The sequence below is a fragment of the Achromobacter ruhlandii genome (assembly GCF_902859695.1).
Taxonomy (GTDB): domain Bacteria; phylum Pseudomonadota; class Gammaproteobacteria; order Burkholderiales; family Burkholderiaceae_B; genus Achromobacter; species Achromobacter ruhlandii.
In genome coordinates, this window is the sequence record NZ_CADIJL010000013.1 from 20,729 (window position 1) to 34,700 (window position 13,972).

Annotated in this window: 15 protein-coding genes; 10 read left to right on the top strand and 5 right to left on the bottom strand. The window is 69.3% G+C overall.

Going from position 1 to position 13,972, the window contains the following annotated elements:
* Window positions 1-62: 62 nt before the first annotated feature.
* From HV742_RS17045 to HV742_RS17060, 4 genes are read right to left on the bottom strand one after another with little or no spacing between them, the layout of a single operon-like run.
* Complete coding sequence (locus HV742_RS17045; RefSeq protein WP_175145941.1) at window positions 63-1,640, bottom strand: ABC transporter substrate-binding protein; 1,578 nt, start codon at window positions 1,638-1,640, stop codon at window positions 63-65.
* Window positions 1,641-1,689: 49 nt separating this feature from the next.
* Window positions 1,690-3,135 carry a M81 family metallopeptidase gene (locus HV742_RS17050; protein ID WP_049073668.1) on the bottom strand — a complete coding sequence of 482 codons (1,446 nt, stop codon included), beginning with the start codon at window positions 3,133-3,135 and terminating at the stop codon, window positions 1,690-1,692.
* A gap of 50 nt (window positions 3,136-3,185) precedes the next feature.
* Entirely contained in the window at window positions 3,186-3,593 is a 408-nt protein-coding gene (locus HV742_RS17055; protein ID WP_175145942.1) for a RidA family protein, read from the bottom strand.
* Window positions 3,594-3,604: 11 nt separating this feature from the next.
* Window positions 3,605-4,750 (bottom strand): NAD(P)/FAD-dependent oxidoreductase, encoded by a 1,146-nt coding sequence (locus HV742_RS17060; RefSeq protein ID WP_175145943.1) that lies wholly within the window; start codon window positions 4,748-4,750, stop codon window positions 3,605-3,607.
* Window positions 4,751-4,869: 119 nt separating this feature from the next.
* Here HV742_RS17060 and HV742_RS17065 point away from each other — a divergent pair, with 119 nt between their 5' ends.
* Window positions 4,870-5,217: a hypothetical protein gene (locus HV742_RS17065; RefSeq protein WP_175145944.1), complete on the top strand. Its 348-nt coding sequence runs from the start codon at window positions 4,870-4,872 to the stop codon at window positions 5,215-5,217.
* 113 nt (window positions 5,218-5,330) lie between these two features.
* Here the strand turns inward: HV742_RS17065 and HV742_RS17070 are convergent, their stop codons facing one another.
* Window positions 5,331-6,065: a GntR family transcriptional regulator gene (locus tag HV742_RS17070; RefSeq protein ID WP_054418106.1), complete on the bottom strand. Its 735-nt coding sequence runs from the start codon at window positions 6,063-6,065 to the stop codon at window positions 5,331-5,333.
* Window positions 6,066-6,283: 218 nt separating this feature from the next.
* Between HV742_RS17070 and HV742_RS17075 the strand changes: the two genes are divergently transcribed.
* The 9 genes from HV742_RS17075 (at window position 6,284) to hpaH (ending at window position 13,951) form a co-directional block, all read left to right on the top strand.
* Window positions 6,284-7,135: a fumarylacetoacetate hydrolase family protein gene (locus HV742_RS17075; RefSeq protein WP_175145945.1), complete on the top strand. Its 852-nt coding sequence runs from the start codon at window positions 6,284-6,286 to the stop codon at window positions 7,133-7,135.
* 16 nt (window positions 7,136-7,151) lie between these two features.
* On the top strand, window positions 7,152-8,150 hold the full coding sequence (locus HV742_RS17080; RefSeq protein ID WP_175145946.1) for an ornithine cyclodeaminase family protein: 999 nt from the start codon (window positions 7,152-7,154) through the stop codon (window positions 8,148-8,150).
* 67 nt (window positions 8,151-8,217) lie between these two features.
* Window positions 8,218-9,318 (top strand): cupin domain-containing protein, encoded by a 1,101-nt coding sequence (locus HV742_RS17085; RefSeq protein WP_054418112.1) that lies wholly within the window; start codon window positions 8,218-8,220, stop codon window positions 9,316-9,318.
* 28 nt (window positions 9,319-9,346) lie between these two features.
* On the top strand, window positions 9,347-9,838 hold the full coding sequence (locus HV742_RS17090; RefSeq protein ID WP_063568897.1) for an aromatic-ring-hydroxylating dioxygenase subunit beta: 492 nt from the start codon (window positions 9,347-9,349) through the stop codon (window positions 9,836-9,838).
* Between the two features lie 22 nt (window positions 9,839-9,860).
* Entirely contained in the window at window positions 9,861-11,129 is a 1,269-nt protein-coding gene (locus HV742_RS17095) for an aromatic ring-hydroxylating dioxygenase subunit alpha (RefSeq protein WP_049073685.1), read from the top strand.
* Between the two features lie 2 nt (window positions 11,130-11,131).
* Window positions 11,132-11,452: a non-heme iron oxygenase ferredoxin subunit gene (locus tag HV742_RS17100; RefSeq protein WP_063568899.1), complete on the top strand. Its 321-nt coding sequence runs from the start codon at window positions 11,132-11,134 to the stop codon at window positions 11,450-11,452.
* Entirely contained in the window at window positions 11,449-12,675 is a 1,227-nt protein-coding gene (locus HV742_RS17105) for an NAD(P)/FAD-dependent oxidoreductase (protein WP_175145947.1), read from the top strand. The genes HV742_RS17100 and HV742_RS17105 overlap by 4 nt, the downstream gene beginning before the upstream one ends.
* 18 nt (window positions 12,676-12,693) lie before the next feature.
* On the top strand, window positions 12,694-13,101 hold the full coding sequence (locus HV742_RS17110) for a nuclear transport factor 2 family protein (RefSeq protein ID WP_254601153.1): 408 nt from the start codon (window positions 12,694-12,696) through the stop codon (window positions 13,099-13,101).
* A gap of 49 nt (window positions 13,102-13,150) precedes the next feature.
* Window positions 13,151-13,951 (top strand): 2-oxo-hept-4-ene-1,7-dioate hydratase, encoded by an 801-nt coding sequence (gene hpaH / locus HV742_RS17115; RefSeq protein ID WP_175146016.1) that lies wholly within the window; start codon window positions 13,151-13,153, stop codon window positions 13,949-13,951.
* Window positions 13,952-13,972: the final 21 nt, after the last annotated feature.

Here is a 13,972-nt window from a genome sequence, read left to right on the forward strand (position 1 = left end):
GCGGCGGCCTGATTGTGCAGAGGCGGGGCGCGCGTGGCGATCACGCGCGGTCCCGCGCCGCGTTATGGTTTTTCCACGTTCCACATCACGGGGATGCCGGTCTTCATCAGCTCCGTGTGCGACAGCCCGCGGATCGCCGACACCGGCTTGAATTCGCCCCACATGACGTACGGCACCGTCTGGTAGGCGCGGGCCTGCAACTGCGCCGCGATGTCCTTGCGCCTGGCGGCGTCGGGTTCCTGGATCCACTGGGTGCGCAGCGCGTCCAGCTCCTTGTCGCAGGGCCAGCCCGGCAGGCTGTTGCCGCAGGCGGCCGACAGCCAGGGGTTGGTCAGCGGCGTGCTGGCGTCGTAGTAGCCGCCCCAGGTCACGAACAGGCTCCAGCCGCCTTGCTCGGGCGGATCCTTCTTCAGGCGGCGCGCCGCCAGCGAGGCCCAGTCCATGGATTGCAGGTCGACCTTGAGGCCGGCCTTCTTCATGTTCTGCGTCAGCACCATGACGGCGGGCGCGCTGATGTGGTCGGTGGGGTAGAGCACCACGATCTTCTCGCCCTGGTAGCCGGCCTCCTGCAGCAGTTGCTTGGCGCGCGCCAGGTCGGGCTTGGCGTAGGGCGCCGCGCCGGCGTCGGTGGCCAGCGGCGAGCCGCAGATGTACAGCGTGGCGCAGTAGTCGACGCGGTACTTCTCCGGATAGCCGATGGCCGCCAGCATTTCCTTCTGGCTGAACAGGTAGTACAGCGCCTGGCGCGCCTGCGGCTTGTCGAACGGCGGATGCAGCGCGTTGACGATGGCCATGCCCTGGGTGGCGACCGAGGTGTTCAGCTTGATGTCCGGGTTGCTTTCCAGCACCGGCAGGAAGTCCGGCGTGGTCTGCTCGATCATGTCGACCTCGCCGTTCATCAGCGCGGCCGTGGCGGTATTGCCGTCGGGAATGTAGATCCATTCGACCCGGTCGACCTTGGCGACCTTGCCGCCGGCCAGGCCGTCGGCCGGTTCGTTGCGCGGCACGTAGGCCGGGTTCTTGACGTACACCACCTTGTTGCCCGGCACCCACTCATCGCGCTTGAACAGGAACGGGCCGGAGCCGACCATTTCCGTGACGGGGGTGTTGGCGTCGGTCTGCGCCAGGCGCTTGGGCATGATGAACGGCGGCATGCCCGACGGCTTGGCGAGCGCGTCCAGCACCAGGCCGAACGGCTGTTTGAGCGTCAGCGAGAAGCTGTCGGGGCCGGTAGCGGCCAGTTCGGCGCCGGCGGCCATCAGCGCCTGGCCCATCGTGTCCTTCTTGGCCCAGCGCTGCAGCGAGGCGATGCAGTCCTCGGCGGTCACCGGGGTGCCGTCGTTGAACTTCAGCCCCGGGCGCAGCTTGAAGGTCCAGGCCTTGCCGTCGGGCGAGGCGGTCCAGCTTTCCACCATCTGCGGCTTGGGCTGGCCCTGGCTGTCCTGCGCGAACAGCGTGTCGAACACCATGTAGCCGTGGTTGCGGGTGATATAGGCGGTGTTGAACAGCGGGTCCAGCGTCTTCAGGTCCGCGTGCGGCACCATCCGCAGCGTCTTGGCCTGGGCCTGGGCCGGCTGGCCCGCGGCCAGCCCGCAGGCCAGCAGGGCGGCGGCGCCCAGCAGGCTGAATCTTTTCATCATGGTCATCCCCTTGTGTTGTCCGGTTGCCTGCGTGGGCAATGGTTGGATATCAGCCCTTGAAGGGCCATTTCGGCAACTTGCGTTTGGTGAACGGCAGCGCGTTGTAGTCCTGCGTGATGGCGCCGGGCGTCTCGACGTAGATGACGTGGCGGCCGAGCTTGGAGTACGAGGCGTAGAAGTGCTGCGACGATTTCGGGATGACCAGCTTCATCGCGCCCAGATCGACGCCGAACTGCGTGAACAGGTCGGTGTCCATGGCCTGGGTGCGGTTGGTGGTCATGACGATGGTCACGCCCTGGCTGCGCACCACGGCCACGTCGCCGAGCAACGCGGGCGTGCCGGCCAGCCCGGTCATGATGGCGTCGCGCTTGAGCGCGACGATCTCACAGGCCAGGTCCAGCGGCTGGCCCGACACCGGCGCCACCTTGCCGCCGATGCGCAGCTTGATCTGCGCGCCCTGGCCGGCCTCGAAACAGAGCTGCACGGCCACCGGGTCCCAGAACGGGCCGGTCGCCACGTCCTGGATGCCGCGCGCCAGCACGCGTTCCAGGATGAAGGTGGCATCGCTGGGCGCGCCGCCGCCGGCGTTGTCGGCCGAGTCGGCCAGCACCACGGGGAAATCGGCCAGCGCCAGCGCCTGGTCCAGCGCCTCGTCGGCGCCTGGGTAGGGCGGCGCCAGCTGGTCGCGAAAAGCGATGATCTCCTCGCCCAGCGCGCGCGCCAGCCGCTCGGCCTGGCCGGCGTCGCCATCGGTGTAGACCAGCACCTTGGAGCCCATGTCGGGCGTATCGCCCCACGGGAATCCGTGCGCGATCGACACCGACAGCACGCCTTCCTTGCCTTCCATCGCCAGCAGGCGGTCGACGAAACCGCGCATCGGCTCGCGGCTGGTGTGCATGATGGAGATCATTTCGCAGTCGAAGACCGCGCGCGTCGGCTTGATGCGGCCCTCGGCGCGCGCCACGCACAGGTCGACCAGGTCGTAGGCGCGGTCCAGGATGTCGGTGTGCGGGTATTCCTTGAAGCACACCAGGAAATCGGCGCTGTTCACCATGGCGTCGGTCAGGTGGCAGTGCGGATCCAGCTCGGCGCCGATCACCGTGTCCGGGCCGACGATCTCGCGCGCCCGCCGCAGCAGGTCGCCTTCGCAATCGTCATAGCCATCGGCCACCATGGCGCCGTGCAGGCCGAACAGCGCGATGTCGACCTTGCCGGCGCGGCGCAGGTCCTCCAGCAGTTCGTCGCGCAGGGTCTCGTAGGCGTGGCGGGTGGTCAGGCCGGCCGGCGTCGCGCCCGCCGTCATGCCTTCGATCAGCGTCCAGTCCTTGCCCTGGGCGCGCTGGCGCGCGGCCCACAGGGGGCCGGAGAACATCTGCATGCGGTCCGGGTGCTGGCCGGCCGGGTAGTAGCCGCGCGACCGATAGGCCGACAGGCCGGTCGGAATGGGGGAGAAGGTATTGGTCTCGGTCGCCAGGGACCCGGAAAAAATCTTCATGCGATCGCTCCGTGCTTTAGGGTTGTCCGTTCTTGCCGCCGTGTCGAACTTCAGTCCTGCCCGCTTGGGTCCTGCCCGCTTGGGTCCTGCCCGATATACGCCTGCACTTCGATTTCCACGTCGACGTTCAGCGCCAGCGCCGACGCCACCGTCGAGCGCACCGGCAGCGCCGCGCCGAAGAATTCCTTGTAGACCTCGTTGAAACCGGCGAAATGGCTCATGTCCGACAGCCACACGGTGGCCTTGACCACCTGGTCCAGCCGCGCGCCGCCGGCCGCCAGGCTTTCGACAATGCGCTCGCAGGCCGCGCGGGTCTGGGTCTGGATATCGCCGCGCACCACCTCGCCGGCGGCGCTCATCGGCACCTGCCCCGACAGGAACAGGAAGCCGCCGGCCTTCACGGCCCGCGAGAAGGGGAAGGGCAGGCTGCTGGGCAGGCGCTGGATGGCTTGGCGCATGGAACGGGCTCCTATCGGGAAGGGGAGAAACGGGCCGGCGACAGGCGCGCGGGGTCGACCCCCTGCGCGGTCAGGCTGTCGTTCAACGGCAGGTCGAGCAGCAGGTCGGCGGCCAGGCGCGAGACGCCGGCGGCGGACTGGATGCCGTAGCCGCCCTGGGCCGCCAGCCAGAAGAAGGCGGGCGTGGCCGGATCCCATCCGATCACGAAATCGCCGTCGGCCACGAACGAGCGCAGCCCGGCCCAGGTGTGGCGCGGGCGGCGGATGGTCAGGGAAGTGGCCGCTTCGATGCGGTAGATGCCGGTGGCCACGTCCAGTTCCTCGGGCACCACGTCGTGCGCCGGCACCGGATCGGCATTGGCGGGCGAGCCCAGCAACTGGCCGGCGTCGGGCTTGAAATAGAAGCTCTCGTCGACCCCGACCACGGCCGGCCAGTGCGCGAAGTCGACGTCGTCCGGCCCGGTGAAAGTAAAGGCGGTGCGGCGGCAGGGCTGCAGGCCCACCGGCCGCACGCCGCACAGCGTGGCGGCCTGGTCGGCCCAGGCGCCGGCCGCGTTCACCAGCACCCGCGCCCGCAGCGGCTCGCCGCCGGCCAGCGTCAGGGTCCAGGCGCCGTCCTCGTACGTGGCGGCAACCAGTTCGGCGTGGTTGCGCAGCTCCGCGCCCTGGCGCGTCATGCCGCGCAGGAAGCCCTGGTGCAAGGCATGCACGTCGATATCGCGAGCGTCCGGCTCCTCGATGGCGCCGCACAACTGGTCAGGCCGCAGGCAGGGCACGCGCGCCAGCGCCTGTTCGGCGTCGATCAGCGTGACGTTGGGCGACTGGCTGCGGAATTCGTCGTAGACCTCGCGCAGCAGGTCCTGCTGGTCGGGCGCGGCGATGTACAGCACGCCGCGCGGGCTCAGCAGGGGATGCTCGCAGAAACCCTGCGGCGGATGTTCGTAGAAGTCGCGGCTGGCGCGGGTCAGCGCCTTGATCTGGGCGGTGCCGTAGGTCTCCATGAACATGGCGGCCGAACGGCCGGTGGAGTGGTAGCCGGGCTGCGCCTCGCGCTCCAGCACCACCACGGAGGCGGCCGCGCTCAGGCGGTAGGCCACGGAGGCGCCGGCGATGCCGGCGCCGATGACGGCGTAATCGTAGGTTGTGTCTGGGGCCATTTTGTCGGAAGCGAGAATTCTCTTATTTGATAATTCTCGAATACGATAGTTGTTCGGGATGAGGCGGGTAATAGGGGTTGTCCCGAGGACGGATCGCCGGGCCGCGTAAAATCGCGGGCATGCTTCCCACTCAAGTCATCGTTGCGCTGCTCGTGCTGCAGCTTGCCCTGGTCGTTCCGCTGGTCGCCGTCGTGATCCAGCTGCTGCGTTGGTGTCACTGGTATTTCCGGGCCGATCCGCAGACCCGCGGCGAACGCCCGCATTTCACCGGCCCGGCGCTGGCGCTGCTGTTCAGCGCGCTGGCCGCCAGCGACTTCATCGGCTATGAGCCGTTCCCGACGTTGTCGCGCCTGAATCCCGTGCCGCTTGAAGCGCGCGCCTATTTCACGGTGGCGATGCTGGCGCTGGCGGTGTGGTGCTGGGCCTATGCCGGCGCCATCCGCGAGCGCGTGCGCCGGCTGTTCTGATCGCAGCCTTGCCTGGCGGCCGCATCGGGCTGCCGTTTGGATGCGCGGCCCCGGCCCATGTCACGCACGTGGGCAGGCCCTAGGCCTCGCGTTTTCGAATCGGTGGCCCGGTCCTAGGCCGCCGCGCTGTCGGCCGGCTGCGCCAGTCCCGCCACGCCCCCCCGCAGGGATTCCAGCAGCACGCGCTTGTTCTCGCGGCTGCGGTAGGCGTGCTCGCGCATCAGGTTCTCGGCGCGCGCGGCCTCGCGCCGCGTGATCGCCCGCAGCAGGTCCTCGTGATCCGATTGCGCCCGCAGCACGAAGGGCGTCTCCAGCAGGGAAGGGGTGGACGGCAGCGTCAGCGCGGCCGGGCCGGCCAGCGGCGTCTTGTTGTTGTGTTCCAGCGCCGACAGCAGGGCGCGGTTGCCGGCCGCTTCGCACAGGATCTCGTGGAAGCGGCGGTTGATCTGCCCCCAGGCGCGCGCGTCCACCGTGGCCTTGGGGTCGCGCCGCGCCGGCGCCAGCAGGGCGCGGCCTTCCTCCACCGCCTGCGACAGCTGTTCCAGCACTTCGGCGCTGGCGCCGCGCTCGGCCAGCAGCCGCGCCGCCATGCCTTCCAGCACCCCACGCACTTCGACCGCGTCGCCGATCTCGTCGACGGTAAAGGCCCGCACGCGAAAGCCGCGCGAAGGCAGGCGTTCCAGCAGGCCTTCCTTTTCCAGTTCGGTCAGCGCGATGCGCAGCGGCGTGCGCGACACGCCCAGGCGCGCCGAGAACTGCAGTTCCACCACGCGTTCGCCGGGTTGCAGGGCGCCGGAAAGCACCATGTCCCGGAGTTCGGAAATCACTTTGTCGATCTGAGCGGCCATAGCGGATCGTCGGCTGAAACGTATCTGAAGGGGCCTCCAGTGTACCTACAAAATTGCATGCAATCGCGGATCAAAAAAACAACTCGACCTTGCGATTTATCAAAATTGCATGCAATAATTCGGAAAAACAGCGGTCACGGCACTTAAAAGCCACCGAATGCATGCAATGCGTCACTCAATTGCATGCCAGGAGGACCGCCCACAGAACAGGAGACAAGATGAAGCTGATCAGCTTCGAGCATGCGGGCCAGCCGGCCTGGGGGGTGCTGCGCGACGCCGAGGTCGTGCCGTTGACGCGGTACTGGCCCGACCTGGCCACTGCGCTGGCGGCGGGCATCGAGGCCATCGCGCAAGCGGCGGCCGGCCAGGACGGCCCCGGCATTGCGCTGGCCGGCCTGCAATGGCTGCCGCCGGTGCCCGCGCCGCGCAAGATCCTCTGCGTCGGCCTGAACTACGGCCGCCACGTGGCCGAGGCCGGCCGCGAGCTGCCGCGCCATCCCTCGCTGTTCGCTCGTTATCCCGACAGTTTCGTCGGTCACGGGGCGCCGGTCTGGAAGCCGCGCGCCTCCGACCGCTTCGACTACGAGGGCGAACTGGCGGTGGTGATCGGCCGGGCAGGGCGCCACATCGCGGCGGGCGACGCCCTGGCCCACGTGGCCGGCTACACCTGCATGGCCGAAAACTCGGTGCGCGACTTCCAGAAGCACAACGCCCAGGTCACGCCCGGCAAGAACTTCGAGCGCAGCGGCGCGATCGGCCCCTGGCTGGTCACCGCCGACGAGATCGGCGACCCGGCGGGCCTGCGCATCCAGACGCGCCTGAACGGCGAGACCGTGCAGCAGGGCGAGCTGGCCGACCTGATCTTCCCGATTCCCGAACTGATCGCCTACATCAGCGCCTTCACGCCGCTGGCGCCCGGCGACGTGATCGCCACCGGCACGCCGGAAGGCGTCGGTTCCAGCCGCCAGCCACCGCGCTTCCTGGCGGCCGGCGACACGCTGGAGATCGAGGTGCCGGGCGTCGGCACGCTGCGCAACACGGTGGCGGACGAACCCGTCCACCCCCACTGACACGAAGGACACAGGCATGACCGAGGCATTGCGGTATCTCACCGAAAAAGACGTGGTGGCGGCGCTGACCATCCCGCGCGCCATCGACGCGCTGCAGCGCATGCTGGTGGCGCAGGCGAAGGAGGGCGCGCGCAACGTGCCCAAGGCGCTGGCCACCTGGGGCGACGGCAGCTCGATGCATGCATTGGGCTCGGTGCGGCCCGGCCCCGGCGGCTACGCCGGTTTCAAGACCTGGGTCCACACCAAGGCGGGCGGCGGGTCGCTGTTCAGCCTGTTCGACGCCGACACCGGCCTGCTGCGGGCGGTGATCGAGGCGCGCGCGCTGGGCATGCTGCGCACCGCCGCCATCAGCGGCGTGGCGACCCGCGCCCTGGCGCCCGAGGGCGCGACGCGGGCCGCGCTGATCGGCACCGGGCCGCAGGCCGTGACGCAACTGGCCGCATTGGCCGCAGTGCGCAAGCTGCGGTGCGTGCGGGTTTACAGCCCGACGCCGGCAAAGCGCCGCGCCTTCGTCGATGCCGTGTCCGGCAAGTACGCCTTCACGATCGAGGAATCGCCCACGCTGGAACACGCGCTGGCCGGCGCCGAGATCGTCACGCTGATCACGCGCGCGGTCGAACCGTTCGTCGACGCGGCCCAACTGGCCGACTGCCGTCACCTGAACGCGGTGGGCGCGATCCTGCCGGCCAAGGCCGAATTCAGCCAGGACGTGTTCGAGCGCGCCGACCGCGTGGTGGTGGACGACCTGGAAAACGCCCGGCGCGGCTCGCGCGAACTGCGCGAACGCTATGGCGCGGACGGCGCGGCGTGGGACGGCGTGGCGGTGCTGGGCGACCTGCTGGCGCGCGGCGAGACCCGTGCGCCGGATGCGCGGCTGACGCTGTTCAAGGGCATGGGCATGGGCCTGTCGGACCTGGCGATGGCGCAGGTGGCGTACGAGCACGCCCGCGATCACGGGCTGGGCGTCGCCCTGCCGCCGCAGACCCGCGAGAACCTGCTGCTGGCGCAGCCCTGATTTCGATTACCCCCTTCAAAGCACCATGACGCCGGCGCGCACCGCCCGCCGGCCACAGGAGACAGACATGTTCATCGACGTCAGCGGGGCCGCGCCCCGCGAGCAGAACAAATGGCCATCGATCGTGATCCCCAAGGAGGAGATCGACCTGGAGATCGCCCGCCTGATCGACGCGCCGCGCCCCGCCAACGGCCGCCGCGCCTCGCTCATCGCCCATCCGCTGGCGACCGCGCCGGGCCTGGGGCTGGCCCCCGGCACGGACGTCACCATCAACGTCGTCAACCCCGGCGAACGCACCTTCAACCTGCGCAAGAACTCCAACATGCTGGAGATCTGTATCAGCGGCGAGGGCGTGGCCACGGTGGCCGGGCGCGACATCCGGGTGGCGCGCTGGGACGTGTGGAACACGCCGGCGATGCAGGTGCATTCGTACCGCAATGACGGCCAGACGCCCTGGGTGCGGCTGTCGTACTCCAACGCGCCGCTGCTGGAAAAGCTCGAGATCCACTACGTCGAGGAGTTCGAGGGCGACGTACCGCCGGCCGACGCCAACACCCGCCCGGCGCCGGCCCGCTCGCCCGAGGCGGTGCGCGCCCGCGACCTGGCGCTGCGCGAGCAGATCACGCCGGAAGGCGCCTGGCTGATGGGCTACGAGTGGCTGATCGACATCGACGTGCTGGAATCGAAGGCGTTGCACTGGCCCTGGGCGGCGGTCTCGCGCCACCTGCCCAGCGTCGAGGACATGGCGCGCGGCTATAACGGCCGCCGCCTGTTCGTGCTGTACAACCCGGCCACCGAACGCCGCATCGGCACCACCCACAGCTTCTTCGCCACGATTTCATCGTCGCCGCCGGACAACCACCACGTGCCGCACCGCCACAGCTCCTCGGCCATCAACTACTACCTGCGCGGCAACGGCTACAGCAAGGTCAACGGCGTGCGGCTGGACTGGAAGGCCGGCGACCTGATCCTGTCGGCGCCCGGCTGGGCCATGCATTCGCACCACTCGGGCACCGAGACCACCTCGGCCCTGACGGTGCAGGACCACCCCCTGCAGATCGCCATGGAATCGCTGATCTGGCAGGAGCGCATGCAGGAACCGATCCTGGCGCTCGGCAGCCAGGGCGGTTTCGAAAGCAACCTGGCGCAACTGGCCGCCGCGTCCTGAGCGCGCCGCTCGCATTCCGGAAATTCCCATGACCCAGATCCAATTGCCCGACGACACCTCGCTGCGCGCCCGCCTGCGCGACTTCTACGACGACTACGCCTACTGCCTGGACGAAGACCGGCTGGAGGAATGGCCGGACTTCTTCACCGAGGACTGCCACTACCGCGTGCTGTCGCGCGAGAACCACGACGCCGGCCTGCCGCTCGGCCTGATCTATTGCATGAACAAGAACATGCTACGCGACCGCGTCACCGCGCTGCGCCAAACCACCATGTTCGAGCCGCGTTCGCTGCGCCACTTCATCAGCGGCGTGCGCGTCATCGAGGCGCAGGGCGAGCGCATCGTGGCCCAGGCCAACTTCGCGGTGATGGAGTCGCTGTCCGACCGCGAGCCCACGCTGAACATGGTGGGCCGCTACCTGGACGAACTGCGCCTGACGCCGCAAGGCCCATTGCTGACCCGCCGCGACTGCGTCTACGACAACTACCGCGTGCGCACCTCGCTCATCGTTCCCCTCTGATCCCGCTGCCAGGAAACCCGCCATGACCTGTTCCGATTCCGCCGTGCTGGAAACTCCCGCCGCGGCCCCCATCCATATCGAGCGCCGCTGGCCCAAGGAGGGCTACACGCGCATTCCCAACTGGGTCTACACCGACCCCGCCATCTTCCAGAAGGAAATGGACGTGTTCTTCGGCGGCCGCACCTGGAACTACGTCGGCCTGGAGTGCGAGGTGCCCGAAACCGGCTGCTACAAGCGCAACTGGATCGGCAACCGCCCGGTCATCATGGTGCGCACCGAAAGCGGCGAGATCAACGTGCTGGAGAACCGCTGCGCCCACCGCGGCGCCCAGATCTGCTGGCAGAACACCGGCAAGGTGAGCGACTTCACCTGCCCGTACCACCAGTGGAACTACGACCTGGACGGCAACCTGCAGGGCGTCCCGTTCCGCCGCGGCGCCATGGGCAAGGGCGGCATGCCGCGCGACTTCGACCCCAGGCAGAACGGCATCCGCAAGCTGCGCAGCGTCAACCGCGGCGGCTCGATCTGGGCGACGTTCGCCGACGATGCGCCCAGTTTCGAGGACTACTGCGGCCCCGAGGTGCTGGCCGAGATCGACCACATGCTGCCGGGCAAGAAGCTCAAGCTGCTGGGCTACAGCCGCCAGCTGATTCCCAGCAACTGGAAGATGTACCTGGAGAACCTGAAAGACCCGTACCACGCCACCTTGCTGCACACCTTCTACATCACCTTCGGCCTGTGGCGCGCGGATTCCAAGTCCGAGTGCATTCCCACCGGCGGCGGCGCCCACAGCGTGATGGTGTCGCACAACGAGGGCAAGAAGAAGACCGAGGCCACCAGCGAGATGAGCCGCTTCCGCGACGACCTGGAGCTGCTCGACCTGGAAACCGTCACCCCGCGCGCCGAATTCAACCGCGGCCGGGTCGGCGGCGCCTGGGTCTTTCCCGCCGCGCAATTCGGCATCCAGGCCAATTCGCTCAAGACCCGCCACGTGATCCCGCGCAGCCCGACCGAGCATGAACTCGTCTTCACCTACTACGGCTACGAGGACGATGACGAGGAAATGACCCGCCTGCGCCTGAAGCACGCCAATCTGCTGGGCCCGGCCGGCTTCGTCTCGATGGACGACAGCGAGATGCTGAACCAGGTGCAGATCGGCGTCACCGGCTACCCCGAGGCGCGCGGCATCGTCGAGATGGGCGGCCGCGACACCGAGCCGGCCGACTACATGGTGACCGAAGTGCTGATCCGCTCGTTCTACGACTACTACCGCAACGCGATGGGGCTGTGACCATGACGACCTGGACCCCGGTCGCCCAGGTGGGCGACATCTCTCCCGACACTGGCACGCTGCGCGTCGCGCTGGAGGGCGAGGCCGTCTGCCTCTACGACCTGCAGGGCGATATCTGCGCCACCCAGGACCGCTGTCCGCACGGCAACGCCAGCCTGGCCGACGGCTATATGGAAGACGGCACCATCGAATGCCCCTTGCACCAGGGCGTGTTCGACATCCGTAGCGGCAAGCCCCAATGCCCGCCCGTCACCACCGACCTGCGCCGCTACGCGGTGCGGGTCGAGGCCGGCACCATCTATCTGAGCGCGGAGGCCCCGTGAAAGCGGGCGCCATCGTCATCGTCGGCGCGGGGCAGGCGGGCGGCTGGGCGGCGGCCACGCTGCGCGGCCGCGGCTACGCCGGCCGCATCGTGCTGCTGGGCGATGAACCGCACGCGCCCTACGAGCGGCCCCCCTTGAGCAAGGCGGTGCTGGGCGGCCAGGCGGCGCCTGAAAGCACCGAGCTGTTTTCCCTGGAACGGCTGGCCGAACTGGATATCACGTTCCGGCCCGGCGTCGCGGCGACACGGCTATGGCCCGAACGCCATCAGGTGGAAACCTCCACCGGCGCCGTGCTCGACTACGACAAGCTGATCCTGTGCACAGGCGGCCGTCCCATCGTGCCGGCCTTGCCCGGCGCCGACGGCCCCGCCGTCCATGTGCTGCGCACCCGCGACGATGCCTTGCGCCTGCGGGCCCGCCTGGGCCCGGGCCGCCGCATCGTCATTGCCGGCGGCGGCTGGATCGGCCTGGAAGTGGCCGCCACCGCGCGCCAGGCGGGCTGCGCCACCACGGTGCTGGAGCAGGCCCCGCGCCTGTGCGCCCGCAGCGTGCCGCCCGGCGTCTCGGCCCATTTGGCGGCGCTGCATGCCGGGCAGGGGGTGGCGCTGCGCCTGAACGCCAGCCTGCGCGCGGTGCATGCGCGCCCCGAAGGCGGCGGCGTCGTCGAACTGGCGGACGGCAGCCGACTGGACGCGGACGCCGTGGTGCTGGGCGTGGGCATGCAGGCCAACGACGCCCTGGCGCGCGAGGCCGGCATCGCCTGCGAGCGCGGCGTGCTGGTCGACGAATACTGCCGCACTTCGGCGCCCGATGTGCTGGCCGCGGGCGACGTGGCGGTGGCCGCGCCCGCCGGCGGCGGCCCCATCCGCCTGGAATCCTGGCAGAACGCCCAGGACCAGGGCGCGGCGGCGGCGCTGTCGGCGCTGGATGCCGGCCAACCCTACCAGCCCAGCGGCGCGGTGTGGTCGGAACAGTACGATGCCATGGTGCAGATCGCCGGCTTTCCGGCGCGGGCCGCCCGCGAAGTGCTGCGGCCCCAGGCGGACGCCCGGGCGCTGCTGTCGGTGGCGCTGGACGATGGCGGCCGCGTCATCGGCGCCGTGGCGGTGAACGCGGCGCGCGAACTGCGCCAGCTGCGCCAGTGGATCGCGCAAGGCACCCAGGTAGACCCCGCGCAACTGGCGCGCGCCGACGCGCCGCTGTCCAGCGCCCGGATCGGCTGACCCACGATGGAGAACCGAATGCAGACCGAACACGTCAAGGCCGCCTGCGAGGCGGTCGTCCTGGCCTTTTTCCACGCGCTGGATACCCGGCGCCACGAGGCTGCCGCCTTGCTGATGGCGCCAGATGGCACCTGGCTGCGCCAGGGCCAGCTGCTGACCGGGCCGGGCGAGGTGCTGGCGGCCCTGGAGGCGCGCGCGCCGCAGCGCGCCACCTGCCACGTCATCACCAACCTGCGCCTGCTGGAACACAGCGGATCGCAGGCCATGGTCGGCTATTTCCTTACCGCCTACGACAGCGATCCGCAAGTGCAGGGCGGGGCGCCGCGCCTGGTCGCCATCCGCGACTGCCAGGACCGGCTGGTCACCAGCGGCCAGGACTGGCTGCTGGCGGAAAAGCGCAGCCGGCGCCATCTGCCGCCCGAATGACATTCCCCAAACCCTGCCGGAAAATCCCATGACACCCCAAGGAACCTCCATGGACGCCGCGACCATCAAGGCGCTGGCCCAGCGACTGGACCAGGCCGAACGCAGCCGTACCCAGGTGCGCCAGCTGTCGCTGGAACATCCCGACATCACCATCGCCGACGCCTACGCCATCCAGCGCGAATGGGTGGCGGCCAAGATCGCCGGCGGTCGCCGGCTGGTCGGCCACAAGATCGGCCTGACCTCGCGCGCCATGCAGCTGTCCTCGCAGATCGACGAGCCCGACTACGGCGCCTTGCTGGACGACATGCTGTTCGACGACGGCGCCGAGATCCCCCACGACCGCTTCATCGTGCCCCGGGTCGAGGTCGAGCTGGCCTTCATCCTGGACCGGCGGCTCAAGGGCCCCGGCGTGACGCTGTTCGATGTGCTGGACGCGGTCCGCTATGTGATCCCCGCGCTGGAGATCATCGACGCGCGCTCGCACCAGATCGACCCCGACAGCAAGCGGCCGCGCAAGGTCTTCGACACCATCGCCGACAACGCCGCCAACGCCGGCGTGGTGATGGGCGGGCGGCCGGTGCGGGTCGATGCCGTCGACCTGCGCTGGGTCGGCGCCATGATGTCGCGCAACGCGGTGATCGAGGAAACCGGCCTGGCGGCGGGCGTGCTCAACCATCCCGCCAACGGCGTGGTGTGGCTGGCCAACAAGCTGGCCGGCTACGACGTCGCGCTGGAACCCGGCCAGATCATCCTGAGCGGCTCGTTCACCAGGCCGGTGTTCGCCCAGCAAGGCGACACCTTCCACGTGGACTACGGCGTGCTCGGCGCGGTCAGTTGCCGCTTCGTGTGACGCCGCCGGGAGCCTGTCGCA

What these genes read in the sequence shown, in the direction of transcription:
- HV742_RS17045 (WP_175145941.1), bottom strand. Translation starts at nt 1,640, where the DNA reads ATGATGAAAAGATTCAGCCTGCTGGGCGCCGCCGCCCTGCTGGCCTGC.
- HV742_RS17050 (WP_049073668.1), bottom strand. Translation starts at nt 3,135, where the DNA reads ATGAAGATTTTTTCCGGGTCCCTGGCGACCGAGACCAATACCTTCTCC.
- HV742_RS17055 (WP_175145942.1), bottom strand. Translation starts at nt 3,593, where the DNA reads ATGCGCCAAGCCATCCAGCGCCTGCCCAGCAGCCTGCCCTTCCCCTTC.
- HV742_RS17060 (WP_175145943.1), bottom strand. Translation starts at nt 4,750, where the DNA reads ATGGCCCCAGACACAACCTACGATTACGCCGTCATCGGCGCCGGCATC.
- HV742_RS17065 (WP_175145944.1), top strand. Translation starts at nt 4,870, where the DNA reads ATGCTTCCCACTCAAGTCATCGTTGCGCTGCTCGTGCTGCAGCTTGCC.
- HV742_RS17070 (WP_054418106.1), bottom strand. Translation starts at nt 6,065, where the DNA reads ATGGCCGCTCAGATCGACAAAGTGATTTCCGAACTCCGGGACATGGTG.
- HV742_RS17075 (WP_175145945.1), top strand. Translation starts at nt 6,284, where the DNA reads ATGAAGCTGATCAGCTTCGAGCATGCGGGCCAGCCGGCCTGGGGGGTG.
- HV742_RS17080 (WP_175145946.1), top strand. Translation starts at nt 7,152, where the DNA reads ATGACCGAGGCATTGCGGTATCTCACCGAAAAAGACGTGGTGGCGGCG.
- HV742_RS17085 (WP_054418112.1), top strand. Translation starts at nt 8,218, where the DNA reads ATGTTCATCGACGTCAGCGGGGCCGCGCCCCGCGAGCAGAACAAATGG.
- HV742_RS17090 (WP_063568897.1), top strand. Translation starts at nt 9,347, where the DNA reads ATGACCCAGATCCAATTGCCCGACGACACCTCGCTGCGCGCCCGCCTG.
- HV742_RS17095 (WP_049073685.1), top strand. Translation starts at nt 9,861, where the DNA reads ATGACCTGTTCCGATTCCGCCGTGCTGGAAACTCCCGCCGCGGCCCCC.
- HV742_RS17100 (WP_063568899.1), top strand. Translation starts at nt 11,132, where the DNA reads ATGACGACCTGGACCCCGGTCGCCCAGGTGGGCGACATCTCTCCCGAC.
- HV742_RS17110 (WP_254601153.1), top strand. Translation starts at nt 12,694, where the DNA reads ATGCAGACCGAACACGTCAAGGCCGCCTGCGAGGCGGTCGTCCTGGCC.
- hpaH (WP_175146016.1), top strand. Translation starts at nt 13,151, where the DNA reads ATGGACGCCGCGACCATCAAGGCGCTGGCCCAGCGACTGGACCAGGCC.